Origin of the sequence: Actinoplanes sp. CA-252034 (assembly GCF_050956125.1) — a bacterium.
Classification (GTDB): Bacteria; Actinomycetota; Actinomycetes; order Mycobacteriales; family Micromonosporaceae; genus Actinoplanes.
The window spans coordinates 9,791,579-9,804,535 of the sequence record NZ_CP191846.1 but is presented as its reverse complement, the minus strand read 5'-3'; the positions used below and the strand labels follow the sequence as shown (position 1 = coordinate 9,804,535).

The window sequence follows — 12,957 nt, the reverse complement described above, 5'->3', positions numbered from 1 at the left end:
GTACGTGTCGGGGTGAGGGGATGCACTGCATGACCGACCGCACAGCCAGAGGTATGGACGATCCGGCCCGGCGCGGGGGAGCGCGGGCATGACCGGCCTGTGGGATGCCGAGCGGGACGCCTCCGAGGTGGCGCAGGCGCTGGCCGGCCTGGCCGCCCTGCTGCGTGCGGAGACGCCGGCCGACCCCCGGGTGCTGCGGAGCCTGGCCGAGAACGGCGGGGCCGCGGCGGAGCGCGTCGTGGCGTACCTACGAGGGCAATGCGCTCCCGGAGACGGCGAGATGGCCGCCGTGCCGCCACGGCTGGCGCCCTGGCGCGACTGGGTTCCCCCGCGCGGCCACCTGTTCGGGACGCCGGGCGCGGACCGTCAGGCCGACGGCGTGCCGCAACCGCGGCGCTGTGGCGACCCCGGGGAGTGACACCCGTTCAGGTGGTCGTCCGCAGAGTCTCCGACGGTGACTCTCCGAAGCGCTTGCGGTAGGCGGACGCGAACCGCCCGAGATGCGCGAAGCCCCAGCGGTGTGCCACCTCGGCGACGGTGATCGTCGCGGGGTCACCGGCGCGCAGGGTCTCGTGCGCCCGGGTGAGCCGAAGTTGCTGCAGGTATGTCATGGGCGCGCTGCCGACGTGCCGGCGGAACCCGGCCTGCAGCGAGCGGATGCTCGTTCCGGCGATGGCCGCGAGCTCCCCGACGGTGAACGGGCGGTCCGGCTCGGCGCTGATCGCGTCCAGGACCCGGCGGATGGGTCGGGGCGGCCCGGTGACGGCCGGCGCCACCAGCTCGTCGGCGTAGCGGTGCGGCACGCTCAGCAACAGGCCGCTGAGCACGCTGCTGCACAGTTGCTCGGCGATCAGCGGCTCGAAGATCAGGCTGTTCTCGTGCTCGAGCTCGTCCCGGAGCAGCCGGATGAGCCGGCTCCAGCTGTGCGCGGGCCCTCCCGTGAGGTCGAAGGCGGGCGGCAGGTCGATCGGAGTGTCGATCGGATGGCCGAGCAGTCTGACCAGCTCCGCTTCGAGCGCCCAGCTCTCGATCCGTACGTCCAGCTCCGCGGTGTTCGGCTCCTGGCGCAGTCGGACGCGGTCGCCCGGCCGGAACACGAGCGCGGTGGCCGGTGTGGCGGTGACCTCGTGACCGTCCCGGCGGGCGCGGACCAGCCCCGACGTGGGCAGGGTGACGTGATAGGCGGACAGGCACGGGAAGTCCAGCGTCGTGCTGCCGGCGAACGTGAGGTGGCCGACGGTGAGCGGTCCGAGTCGGATCACCTCGACGCCCAGCTTGAGATCACCGTCGGCGGACACCGGGGGGTAGAAACGATTCAGGACCTGCCTGGCCCGCTCGCCGTCGACGCTGTCGAGGTAGACGGTGTCCCGCGTCGACGTGACGTGTGGCAGGGCGTCAACCATGCCGCCTGGCGCTCCAACGCATACGGTGAGTATTCGGTCAGGTGGGTGGACAGTCAACGTGGTCGCCACGCAGTGACCGTTCCAGCACATTCCGGCCATATGAACTACTCTGGCGTTCCGCGCCTACGTGGCGTAACTTGCAGACCAGCGGATTGTTGTAGGAACGCGGGTTCCGGTCGGCGTCCCCAGCGAACGCCGCTCAGCGCACGACCCCACTTCTTCGGTCGGCGCCACCGTGTCCCGCGGCAGGATCGGCGTCGGCTCAGAAGGCTGGGACGCCAGGAAGAGGGCAGCTGTGTATCTGCCGATCACGACCCGCCAGCTGGTTGACGGCACCGTCGAGATCGCCCCGAGCGGCGAGATCGATCTGGACAACGCTCACGTCATGAGGGATGCGGTCAACGACGTCCTCACCGGCATGACGCCGAGCCGGATCTGCCTGGACCTGCAACGGGTCATGCTGATCGACAGCATCGGGATCGGCATCCTGGTCGCCTGCTTCCACACGGCCGCCGCGAGCGGGGTGAAGCTGGTGGTCAGCCACCCCAGTGCCACGGTCTACCGGCAGCTCTGGGTCTCCGGGCTCGTCGGTCTCCTCGGGTGCGCCGAGCCGCCCGCTCCGCGGACCTCGGTCGGTTTGCGCCCTTCCTGACTATTTTTCACCCATTCGGGCTGGCCGGCCGACCGAAATCGACCGGCCCCCGAGGGTGAGTCAGTGCAGGGCCGACTCCTGCTTCAGCCGTTCGTCACCGGAGAGGGTGGAGAGCGGCTTCTCCTTGATGAAGAGCACCGCCAGCACCGCGAGGAATGCGATCGGCGCTCCGACGAGGAACAGGTCGGCGGTGGCCGTACCGTAGATCTCCTTGATCACCGCGAGGATCTCGGGCGGCAACGTCTCCAGATCGGGGACCTTGGCCTCGCCGCCGCCCGAGGCGGCGGCGCCGAGCTTCTCGCTGAAGAGCGTGGTGACCCGGTGGGTCAGGACCGCGCCGAGCGCGCTGACCCCGATCGAGCCGCCCATGCTGCGGAAGAACGTCAGCGCCGAGGTGGTGGCGCCGAGCTCGGCGGCCGGCACGTCGTTCTGCGCGGCCAGGACCAGGTTCTGCATGAGCAGGCCGACACCGATGCCGAGCACCGCCATGTAGACCGAGATCACCGGCACGGCGGTGTGCGCGTCGATGGTGCTGAGCAGCAGCATGCCGACGGTCATCACGATCGAGCCGGCGACCAGATAGATCTTCCACTTGCCGAACTTGGTGATCATCGCGCCGGCCGCCGTGGAGGAGACGAGCAGGCCGAAGATCATCGGTAGGCCCATCAGGCCGGCCACCGTCGGCGACTTGCCCAGCGAGATCTGGAAGTACTGGGACAGGAAGACCGTCCCGCCGAACATCGCCACACCGACCAGCACGCTGGCCACGATGGTCAGGCTGACGGTGCGGTGCCGGAAGATGCCGAGCGGGATGATCGGCTCCTTGGCCTTCGACTCGACCAGGACGGCGAGAGCGAGGACCACCACGCCGGCGGTCACGAGCGCGGCGGTCTGCCACGACGCCCAGTCGAACCTGTCGCCCGCCAGGGTGGACCAGATCAGCAGGGTGCTGACGCCACCGGTGATCAGCAGCGCGCCGAGCCAGTCGATGCTGACCTCCTTGCGCACCACCGGCAGGTGCAGCGTCTTCTGCAACAGCGCGATCGCGATCAGGCTGAACGGCACGCCGATCAGGAAGCACCACCGCCAGCCGAGCCACGACGTGTCCACGAGGACGCCGCCGATCAGCGGGCCGGCGATGGTCGCGACGCCGAAGACCGCGCCGAACATGCCGGAGTAGCGGCCCAGCTCACGCGGCGGGATCATCGCGGCCATCACGATCATCGCGAGCGCGGTCATGCCGCCCGCGCCGACGCCCTGGATGATCCGGCTGACCAGGAGCACCTCGACGTTCGGGGTGGAGCCGGCGACCAGCGAGCCCACCACGAACAGCCCGAGGGAGAGCTGGATCAGCAGCTTCTTGCTGTAGAGGTCGGCCATCTTGCCCCAGAGCGGGACGGTGGCCGTCATGGCGAGCAGCTCGGTGGTGACGATCCACGTGTAGACGGACTGGCTGCCGTCCAGGTCGGCGATGATCCGGGGCAGCGCGTTGGCGACCACGGTGGAGGCCAGGATGCTCACGAACATGCCGAGCATCAGGCCGGACAGCGCCTGGATCACCTCCTTGTGGGACATCCGGCCGGAGACTTCGGCGCTTTCGGGTTCGACTGCTGTCATCGGCTTTCTCTCAAATCGTGAAGGATGGCGAAGGCTTCGCGGACGTGTTCGATCAGTGGCCGGGTGTCCCCGGAGCCCGCCCAGCGGATCAGCGCGACCCGTACGGCGGCGTTGGCGACGGCGGCGACGACCGATGGACGGGGATGGTCCGGGGCGTGGCCGGAGTGGGTGGCGACGGCCGTGGCGAGTCGCTGCTCGGCGGAGGCGGCCGCGGCGATGAGCAGTGGCAGCAGCTGCGGGTTGGCGGCGATCACGCGCATCCGGAGCAGCCAGAGGTCACGGTCGCGCTGGATCTGCTCGAACGCCGGCACCAGCGCGTCCAGCAGGGCGTCCAGCAGTGGCAGGCCCGGGGCGAGGACCGGCGCGGCGCAATCCTCCAGGGGGTCGCCGACGAGGGCGTCCTCCCTGGTGGCGAAGTAGTTGAAGAACGTGCGCGGCGACACCTCGGCGGCCGCGCTGATCTCGTCGACGGTCACCCGGTCCGCGCCGCGCTCGTCGGCGAGGCGGAGCGCGGCCGTGATCAGCGCGAGGCGGGTCTGCCGGCGCTTGAGCTCCCGGCGTCCGGGCAGGGTGGGGTTGTCCGCGTGCACGCGGACGAGGTTAGATCCAAACTTGCAGTTTCTGCAAAGTTTTAGTCGTTGAGCTGTGCCCGCTCGATCTCGGCCAGCGCGGCCGTCCACCACGGCCTGACCTCCCGGCCGGCCAGCAGATCGGTGAGCAGCACCACGGCGTTCCGGGCCAGCGCGCCCGGTTTCGGCGGAGGCGTCTCGTCCTCCTCGAGCACACCCAGCGCCGCGGCCAGCAGCCAGAGCACCACCTGCGGATCGGCCTCCGGCCACGACCGGACGCAACTCGCCAGCGCGGCCCGCACGTCGTCGGCGGTCAGCCCGTCCGGATGCCCGTCCTCCAGCAGCAGGCGGACGGCCGTGCCGAGGACCAGGCCGGTCCGTGCCGTATCGAGGGCCGCCAGGTCCGCCGACGCCTCGTCGAGCGCGGCCCGGTCGGCGGCCCGGACCGCGTCGACACCGGCGGTGGCCGCGGCCGCGATCGGGCGGGCCGGTGCGGGCAGATGCCGCCAGTCGTCCGTCATGGGTAGACCCTACGGGCGCACCGGCGATCGGCTGAGCCGGGGACGACCATGAATGGCGGAGAAATGCGAACGTGAAAGGTGAATGCCATTCGAGCGGTGTTCGGATGTGCGAATCGGCGAGCATTTCGGCACACTGCGTCGGGTGGAGGCGGAGCGGAAACTGGGCGGCCGGTACCGGCTGCAGAACGAACTCGGCCGCGGTGGCATGGCGGTCGTCTGGCGTGCGCTGGACGAGGTGCTGGACCGTCCGGTCGCGGTGAAGGTGCTGGCCGGACGCTATGCGGGGGACGACCGGTTCCGGGCCCGGATCCTGCACGAGGCACGGACCGCGGCGACCCTCTCCCACCCGAACATCGCGCAGATCTACGATTTCGGGGAGTGTGGTGAGGACGGAAATCCGGTCCCCTATGTGGTGATGGAACTGATCAACGGACTGACTCTGCAGGAACGCATCACCCGCGGCCCGATTCCACCGCGCACCGTCTTCCGGATCTGCGGCGAGGTGGCCACCGCCCTCGCCGTCGCGCACGCCGACGGGCTCGTGCACCGCGACATCAAACTCGCCAACATCATGGTCACCCCGGCCGGGGCCAAGGTCGTCGACTTCGGCATCGCCGCGGTCGCCGGGCCCGCCACGCCCGAGGACGTGCTGCTCGGCACCCCCGCCTACCTGGCCCCGGAACGCCTCACCGGGGGCGCCATCGAGCCCGCCTCCGACGTCTACGCGCTCGGCGTGCTGCTCTACCGGCTGCTCGCCGGGGTCGCGCCGTGGAGTGTCGAGACCACCACCCAGATGCTCAAGGCGCACGTCTACCAGGAGCCCATTCCGCTGGCCCCGCAGACCGGCGTGCCCGCCGAGATCATCGACATGGTCACCCGGTGCCTGGCCAAGGACCCGGCGGCACGGCCGGACGCGGCGGAGGTGGCAGACCTGCTGGGCGACGCGGCCGAGGCCACGGTGTTCACAAGATCCGAGGTGGTACGGCCGAACGCGCCCGATTTCGCACATGAGGCGTCCGTCGCCTCCTCACGTAAGGCCGGGGAGGGCGGGAACGGCCCGATCGACCCCGTGGCCCGGGGCGTGACCGTGCCCGCACCACGGCCGCGCGGGACGGGTCCCGGCAATGTCACGGGGCGGGTGGCCGTACCCCCTCGATGGAAGCGGGCGCGGCTGCCCGCCGCAGCCGTCGTGGCGACCCTGGCCGTCGCCGTGCCGTTGGCTCTCACCGCCGGAGGCGACGACCCGGTCGGGTCACCCGGCGTGGCAGCCCCGCCCGCCGTCTCACCCCGAGTGACTCACCGCGTGCCCTCCGCCTCCGGCGGCAGTCGCCCCGCCGGGGTTGCCAGCCGCCCCGAGCGAGCCCCCGTGGCCAGTGCAAGTGCCGTTTCCGCGCCGAGTGGCCGGCCGATCGCGCCCGGGTCGCACGCGCCGTCGCGGCCCGCTCCACAACCGAGCGTCACCGTGCCCGCATCGCCGTCCGAATCACCACCGGCGCTGGGAAGCCGCCTGGAGTCACCGGGCGGATCGGTGCAGGCGACCTGCGTGACCGACGGCGCCGAGTTGCTGGCCTGGGAACCGCGGTCCGGGTTCGTCGTGGAGCAGGTCGATCCCGGCCCGTCGCCGGCCGCGGTCGTGGTGTTCGTCGGCGACCTGGCGCGGTACCGGATGACCGTGACCTGCGTCGGCAGGCGGCCCTCCGCGGTGGTCCTGCCCTTGTAGACACGTCCGTCTGCTCACTGCCGGACCGCGTCGGATGTCCGACTAAACTGCGGCGGCACGCTGCGAAAGGGACATCGATGACGGCGAACGCATCCGACGAGTGGCTCACCCGGTTCCGGACGGTGCTCCGGCGTAACCCGGCGCAGCCCGCGCCCGTCCCCCTCGTCGCGCCGTCGGTGCTCAACCTCGCCCCCGACCCCGGCTTCCGAGTGGCGCCCGACGGCGTCGACGTGCCCGAGCAGCTGTCCGCCGAGCGGGTCGAGGTGCCCGGCCGTCCCGGCGTGACCGGCCTCAAGGTGACCGTGCCCGGCCGTGGCGGTGCGGCCGTGACACCGGCCCTGACCAGTCTGTCCCCGGGCTCCTACACCGCGAGCGTGTCGGTCTTCCTGGCCGAGCCGCTGGCCGGCCCGCCGCCCCGCCTGGCCGCCGAGTGGATGGCCGAGGAGCAGTCTTCGACCCGTTCGATGCCGGCCCGCAACGAGTACGGGCACCACCGGATCAGCGTCACCTTCACCGTCCCCGAGAACGCCCGCGACGTCCGGGTGAGGTTCGGCGCGGGGCAGGGCGACACGATCTGGTACGACTACGCCGTCACCGCGACGCCGGCCCCGATCCGCCATTTCGACGGTGACACCCCCGACGACGACGTCCACCGTCACGAATGGACCGGCGAGCCGAACGCCTCACCGTCCCGCCGTACCCTCGCCGTCTCCTCCGGGAGCTCCGTCGCCGTCCCGGAGACGCCGGACGAGGCGGCGGCGCTTCGGGAGCTGGCCGGTGATCCGCTGGGCGTGGCCCGGCTGGCACTCGCGACCGGCGACACCCCGGCGGCCGTCGACGCGCTGCGCCAGGTGGTCAAAGCCGGCGACCCGGACGGCCATGCGGCCTGGGAGCTGGGCCGGATCGCGCTCACCGAGGAGCGCTGGGCGGCCGCCGAGCAGTTGCTACGCGGCGCGGTGGCCAAGCGCCCGGAGGCGTTCGAGCGCGGCTACGCGCTGGCCCTCGCCTACGACAAGCTGAAACGCCGGGACGACAGCCGTCAGGCCTCCGCCGCGGCGCTGGCCCACGACACGAAGCTTCCGTTCGACGGGACGGCCCTGCTCGACGCCGACGTCACCTCCTTCGGGGCCCGCCGTGAGCTGGGCATCTTCCTGGCCGAGCACCTGACCCAGATCCGCACCCAGGCCGAACAGCGCCTGGCCCGCCCGGCACACAGCACCTTCGACCAGCCGATCTTCGTCTACTGGGCGCAGGGCTTCGAGGTCGCGCCCCCGGTCGTGAGGGCCTGCCTGGCGGCGCTGCGCGCCAACAACCCCGGCTCCCGCGTGCACGAGCTGTCCCTGGCGAACATCGGCGCCTACGTCGACGTGCCGGAAGACCTGGCCGCCGCGCTGGAGGGTGACCACTACCACTTCTCCGACCTGCTGCGCATGCTGCTGCTGGAGAAGTTCGGCGGCATCTGGGTCGACGCCGCCTGCCTGGTGACCGAGCCGTTACGCCCCCACATCGACCGGGCGCTGGCCAAAGGCAGCGTGTTCGCCTTCACCTACACAGGCCCCTACCTGGTCAACTGGTTCCTGGCGAGCCGCCCCGACAGCTACGTCATGCACCTGTGGCGGGCGGCGTCGTTCCTGTGGTGGGAGAAGCGCGGCGAGATCGTCGACGTCCTCCTGCACCACCACGTCTTCGAGATGCTGCACCGCCTGGACGACCGTTTCCGCACCGAATGGGACGCCGGCCTGCGCCTCAACGCGACACCGCCGCACGCGCTGCAGTCGGTGCTGCTCCGCCCGTACGACCCGGAGATGTTCCAGACCATCACGGAGGGCGCCTTCGTTCACAAACTGCGCCACCAGACCCCCGCAGCGGCCGGCGGCAGCGAGTCCTACCTGGCCCGCATCATCCGCGGAGACCACTGACCCGCTGCCGGGCCGTTTCCATCACGGCACTTCGCAGACGGATCGCTCGATGAACAGCCGCCGTACGTCCGCGTCGCTCAGCGCGCCCCGGTACGCCTCGAAGTCGTCGACGTCGCCCTGAAGCCAGCCGTCCGGTCCCGCCTGCGTCGTCGACCGGCAGACGAGCAGTGAGCCGGCCGCCTGACGAGGCTGCCAGGCGGAGCTGAGATCGATCCACTCAGCCGGTGCTCCGTCGATGTACAGCCGCACCTGCCGGTGGGTGGCGTCGAGGTGGTGCCACCGGTCGAGGCCGACGGTCGGCGCGCTCGCCGAGGCGGCGCCGAACCGTCGGTCAGGTCGAGCATCCGTCGCCGCCGTCGGCCGGCTCGTACCGCACGCGCAACGCGCTGCTGCCCGCATGGTCCTGATCCGGGCATGGCGGCAATCGCGCGGAGAGGATGGCCTCGCAGCGCTGTCCGTGCCGAGTTTGTCATGGGCAGCAGTAGCCGTCGCGGGTTACAGTTGTTTCGGATATCGGCGGTCCGGGGAGGCTGAGATGGCGCGTTCGAGCGTGCTGGGCGAGGCGACCCGAGTTGAGCCGACCTCCGATGACCGTGATCGCGCGGCCGAGATCAGCCGCGCCGGGGCGGAGCTTTCCCAAGCGATCCTGCGCCTGCCCAGCGGGGAGGAGCTCGCGCTGTCCGAGTCTTTGGTGGCCGTGCTGGTCGCTTCTGCGGGCCAGTTGTCGCAAGGCCATGGTGTCACCGTGCTCGCCACCGACGTCTGTCTGACCCCAGCCGAGGTTGGCGAGTTGCTCGGACTGTCGCGTCCGTTCGTGGTCCGGCTGTTGGACGCCGGTGAGATCCCGTCGGAGCGCCTTCCCGATAGCAAGCATCGCGTGGTGCGCCTGGTGGACGTGTTGGAGTTCCAAGAGCGCCGGGAGCGCCGACGGGTGGGGCGCCGACGTATCGCCGAGGCGGTTCAGGCCGCGGACCTTCCCTACTGAGCGCAGCGACGATCTCGATGGCCAGAGTCTTCGTCGACACCAATGTGCTGTTTCCGTTCTCGGTCATGGATCTCATGCTGGCCCTGACCGAGGACGGCGTGCACCACGTGATGTGGACCCAGGCTCTGCTTGCCGAATGGGAGCGGGTCATCGTGCGGGAGCAACGCCGCTCCGCTGCCTCGGCCGCAGCGATCACCTCCGCGATCCGCGAGTACTTCGCCGACAGCGAGGTGCCCGAGTCCGCCTACGCCCATCTGATCGAGCAGATGCCCGGCAGGGATCCCGACGATCGGGTACACATGGCCGCCGCCGTCGCCGGTCGCGCCACTGCGATCGTGACGTGGAATCTCGCAGACTTTCCCGCCGAGGCGCTGGCATCTCAGGGAGTCCGGGTTTGCGCGCCGGACGACTACCTGTGCGGCCTGCTCGACGTCTGGCCCGGCGAGATACTCGATACCGTTGTCCGGATGGCCGGCGAGAAGCGTCGCCCGCCGATGACTCCGGCCGACCTGACTGACTCGTTGTCCAAAGCCGGCGTGCCGGCGTTCGCCCAACGGCTACAGGCGATGCTGTTGGACTAGCGGATTCGAGTCAACCGACGCCGCTTCGGCGGGTGCTCGACATGACCGCGCGGGACAGGTCGAGTCTTCAATGTTGGTCGACTCGGTGTCGAAGGTGCCGTCACGCGGTGGGTATCCCTCTGCTGACGGTTTCACCGGGCGGTAGAGCCCATTCAAAGAATCTCTGACCGCCGTCGTCTGGACTGCTGCGAGTCGTCGCCCGCGTTCGCCGTCTACGACGGTGATCCTCTGGTCGCTGAGGAGACCGAACCAGCGTTCGACCTGGTTGATCAAGGGCGAAGCGGTCGGAGTGAAGTGCATGTGGAATCGGGAATGCCGGGCCGGCCAGACCCGGATAGCCCGGGGTCTTGTGAGTGTGACGGTGATGACCCGAAAGATCAACGCTGAGGCGTTGACTGCAGATTTGAGTCCCGTATCAGGTGATTGACGACGAATCACCTGATGTGGTCGGTGAGTCAGGGCGAGTTTCCGGCCTGACTCACGGTGGTGCGAAGCTCCTCAAGGGTGATGCGAGTGCGCCCGGTGGCCCGAGCGGCCGCGTAGGCAGCGTTGAGCTGAGTTTGAGTGACGGTTGCTCTATGGCTTCCCTTTACTTGTCCTGCCAGCTGCTCGTCATTGCGCCCAGGGCCGCAGAGGCCCGAAAGCGATGCCGTCCTCATATGATCGCCCGTCAGGAAAGGTGCCGCCCGCCTCATGGGCCAGTCGGCGTGCTTCAAGGAGATCCGTGCGCAGCTCGGGAGGCGGCCGATCTGCCGGATCGGTCGTGTCGATAACGTATGCACCGCGTCGTCTTCTAATGATCTTCATTCCTGGAACCGGACCTCGAAGCTTTCGGTCACCGCTCTTTGGCCTCGCCCAGCAGCGTGTGCCAGGGAGCTACTGTGCGGAAAAGAACCGCTGCTGATTCTATTTCTATTCGCCGAGTGAACGAGTCCTCGGATCAAGCCGGAGACCTGAACGCAACACCCGTCCCGGGCCACTTTCGACGCCTCGCCGGTCCGGCGACAGTTGGGGCACTAGGCGCCATCGTCGTCAAGTCCTTGCCGCCTGTGGCCTTGATGATCGGACTTGGTATCGGTGCCGTCGTTGTCCTGACGGTCTTGTTCCTCGTGCTGGTGCCTTGGGTCTGGTCAAGTAGTCCGGCTCGCCGGCGAGCCGCTGGAGAAGCCTTTCGAGACCTCCGGCAGTGGGTTAGGCGTGATTGACGCCTTGGTCCTTCGGCGCGTCCTCGGTACGGATCGCCGTATAGGGCCGGTGACGGCCGGACACAGCCGGACAGACGAGTTAGGCCGCTGACAGCGTATGCGCTGCTCAGCGGCCTAAAAGTCCTGGTGATGAAAAGTGCCCCGGCAGGATTCGAACCTGCGCTTTCGCCTCCGGAGGGCGACGCTCTATCCCCTGAGCTACGGGGGCTCAGTGATGATGAGCCTAGCAGGGCCCTCGGCGGCCCGGCCAACGGGTATCGCCGAAAACGGACGGGCCGCCGGGAAGACCCGGCGGCCCGTCGATAGTGCCTGGTCAGGATGCGGCGCCGAGCTTCTCCTGGAGGGACTTCATGTCGGTCATCTCGCGCTGCTGGCTGTTGATGGTCAGCTGCGCGGCCTCGACGACCTCTTTGTCCTTGCTCACCTCGACGACCTCCTGGGCCATGTGGACGCCGCCCAGGTGGTGCTTGATCATCATCTGGAGGAACAGGCGGTCGCCCTCGATGCCGGTGGTCTCGCGGAGCTTCTTCATCTCCTCGGGGGTGGCCATGCCGGGCATCAGGCCGTTGACCACGCTCTCCGCGCCGTCCGGCATCCACGCCATGGCGGGCTGGTCGCCGGTGGGCTGGAGGTGCCATTCGCGGAGCCAGGCCTGCATCATGCCGATCTGGCCCTGCTGGTTGAGGGCGATGTCGACGCCCATGGTCCGCACCTCGGGGTCGGAGGCCTGCGCGTACGCGATGAGGCCCATCTCGACGGCCTGGGTGTGGTGGGTCGTCATGTCCCGGGCGAATCCGGCCTCGGCGGAGTCGTCGGCGGGCAGGCTGTCGCCCCGCGGCGCCAGGAGGCCGATGGCGACGCCGAGGACGAGCCCCACCACCAGTGCCACCGGGATCCAGTAGCTGAACCGGGACGGCGTGGGGGCGGGGTCGTCCGCGGAGGCGGAATCGGACACGGTCAGCCCTGCGGGGTGCTGCCGGTGACGGAGACGCCGCGGTCGCACAGGGCGGTCGGGCCCTCGATCGAGGCGTTCACCTTCAGTGACTTGATGAACTCGTCGATCCGCGGGTCGTCCACCGAGTCGACCTTGAGCTGGTAGCCCCAGGCCTGGAGGGAGACGGCGTTGGTCAGCCCGGTGAACGGGCTCATCATCGTCTTCTCCTTGCCCTCGACCTTGGCGGCCAGCGTGGCGACCTGGTCGGCCGGCAGGTCGGGGCGGTACGCGATCCACACCGTGCCGTGCTCGAGGCTGTGCACCGCGTGCTCGTTGGGAATCGGCTCGGTGTAGACGACGCCGTTGCAGTTCTCCCAGCTCGGGTTGTGCTCACCGGCGACCGGCGGGGACTGCTCGTACTTCAGGACACCGCTCTTGTGCTGGCTGCCCTTGACCAGGTCGGGGTTCGTCTCGCGGTAGTTGACGATGCCGGAGATGGCGGCGGCCCGCTCCTCCCACGGCACGGCCTTCTGCTTGTCGCTCTTGACGGAGGCGAAGACACCCCAGCCGATGATGCCGACCGCGATGACCACGACGAGACCGGCGACGGCGATCGGGCCCCAGTTACGGCTACCGGCGACTTTCACCGGGGTGACCGGCTTGCGGCCCTTACCCCCCTTGCCGCCGGGGCGTGAACCACCGGACCGGTTGGCGCCGGAGCCGCCCGTGGGGGGCTTGCCCTGGCCGGTGGTCTTGCCGACCTTGACGGTGGACGGGACCCGTTCGGGCCCCGGGGTGCTCATGCTCATCGTGCCTCGTCGATTCGTCAAAAGGGGAAGGGGCGGGGCTCG

At 69.7% G+C, this 12,957-nt stretch carries 13 protein-coding genes and 1 tRNA gene; 6 read left to right on the top strand and 8 right to left on the bottom strand.

What is annotated here, in order from left to right; all coding sequences use genetic code 11:
* Positions 1–88 precede the first annotated feature (88 nt).
* Positions 89–418, top strand: coding sequence for a hypothetical protein (locus ACQPZW_RS44215; RefSeq protein WP_433791974.1), 330 nt, complete (start codon positions 89–91; stop codon positions 416–418).
* A 7-nt stretch (positions 419–425) separates the two neighbouring features.
* Here the strand turns inward: ACQPZW_RS44215 and ACQPZW_RS44210 are convergent, their stop codons facing one another.
* The gene (locus tag ACQPZW_RS44210; protein ID WP_433791973.1) at positions 426–1,403 is read right to left on the bottom strand and encodes an AraC family transcriptional regulator; all 978 of its coding nucleotides are present in this window, start codon (positions 1,401–1,403) and stop codon (positions 426–428) included.
* 295 nt (positions 1,404–1,698) lie between these two features.
* On the opposite strand from ACQPZW_RS44210, the gene ACQPZW_RS44205 reads away from it, so the two are divergent.
* Positions 1,699–2,055, top strand: a complete 357-nt coding sequence (locus ACQPZW_RS44205) for an STAS domain-containing protein (RefSeq protein ID WP_433791972.1) — start codon at positions 1,699–1,701, stop codon at positions 2,053–2,055.
* Positions 2,056–2,115: 60 nt separating this feature from the next.
* Here the strand turns inward: ACQPZW_RS44205 and ACQPZW_RS44200 are convergent, their stop codons facing one another.
* Genes ACQPZW_RS44200 through ACQPZW_RS44190 form a run of 3 tightly spaced genes read right to left on the bottom strand, consistent with a single transcriptional unit; the run spans position 2,116 to position 4,762 of the window.
* Complete coding sequence (locus ACQPZW_RS44200; protein ID WP_433791971.1) at positions 2,116–3,672, bottom strand: MDR family MFS transporter; 1,557 nt, start codon at positions 3,670–3,672, stop codon at positions 2,116–2,118.
* Positions 3,669–4,262 (bottom strand): TetR/AcrR family transcriptional regulator, encoded by a 594-nt coding sequence (locus ACQPZW_RS44195; RefSeq protein ID WP_433791970.1) that lies wholly within the window; start codon positions 4,260–4,262, stop codon positions 3,669–3,671. Before ACQPZW_RS44195 ends, ACQPZW_RS44200 begins: the two co-directional genes overlap by 4 nt.
* 41 nt (positions 4,263–4,303) lie before the next feature.
* Positions 4,304–4,762, bottom strand: a complete 459-nt coding sequence (locus tag ACQPZW_RS44190) for a hypothetical protein (protein WP_433791969.1) — start codon at positions 4,760–4,762, stop codon at positions 4,304–4,306.
* 142 nt (positions 4,763–4,904) lie between these two features.
* Here ACQPZW_RS44190 and ACQPZW_RS44185 point away from each other — a divergent pair, with 142 nt between their 5' ends.
* Positions 4,905–6,482, top strand: a complete 1,578-nt coding sequence (locus tag ACQPZW_RS44185) for a protein kinase domain-containing protein (protein ID WP_433791968.1) — start codon at positions 4,905–4,907, stop codon at positions 6,480–6,482.
* 77 nt (positions 6,483–6,559) lie between these two features.
* The gene (locus tag ACQPZW_RS44180) at positions 6,560–8,401 is read left to right on the top strand and encodes a capsular polysaccharide synthesis protein (protein WP_433791967.1); all 1,842 of its coding nucleotides are present in this window, start codon (positions 6,560–6,562) and stop codon (positions 8,399–8,401) included.
* Between the two features lie 21 nt (positions 8,402–8,422).
* Here the strand turns inward: ACQPZW_RS44180 and ACQPZW_RS44175 are convergent, their stop codons facing one another.
* Positions 8,423–8,800, bottom strand: coding sequence for a LamG-like jellyroll fold domain-containing protein (locus tag ACQPZW_RS44175; RefSeq protein ID WP_433791966.1), 378 nt, complete (start codon positions 8,798–8,800; stop codon positions 8,423–8,425).
* A 136-nt stretch (positions 8,801–8,936) separates the two neighbouring features.
* Here ACQPZW_RS44175 and ACQPZW_RS44170 point away from each other — a divergent pair, with 136 nt between their 5' ends.
* Positions 8,937–9,386, top strand: a complete 450-nt coding sequence (locus ACQPZW_RS44170) for a helix-turn-helix domain-containing protein (protein ID WP_433791965.1) — start codon at positions 8,937–8,939, stop codon at positions 9,384–9,386.
* Between the two features lie 17 nt (positions 9,387–9,403).
* Positions 9,404–9,967 carry a PIN domain-containing protein gene (locus ACQPZW_RS44165; protein ID WP_433791964.1) on the top strand — a complete coding sequence of 188 codons (564 nt, stop codon included), beginning with the start codon at positions 9,404–9,406 and terminating at the stop codon, positions 9,965–9,967.
* A gap of 1,342 nt (positions 9,968–11,309) precedes the next feature.
* Here ACQPZW_RS44165 and ACQPZW_RS44160 read toward each other — a convergent pair.
* The 3 genes from ACQPZW_RS44160 to ACQPZW_RS44150 form a co-directional block, all read right to left on the bottom strand.
* Positions 11,310–11,380, bottom strand: a tRNA-Arg gene (locus ACQPZW_RS44160).
* Between the two features lie 105 nt (positions 11,381–11,485).
* Positions 11,486–12,127, bottom strand: a complete 642-nt coding sequence (locus ACQPZW_RS44155) for a DUF305 domain-containing protein (protein WP_433791963.1) — start codon at positions 12,125–12,127, stop codon at positions 11,486–11,488.
* Between the two features lie 2 nt (positions 12,128–12,129).
* Positions 12,130–12,915, bottom strand: a complete 786-nt coding sequence (locus tag ACQPZW_RS44150) for a DUF3105 domain-containing protein (protein WP_433791962.1) — start codon at positions 12,913–12,915, stop codon at positions 12,130–12,132.
* Positions 12,916–12,957: the final 42 nt, after the last annotated feature.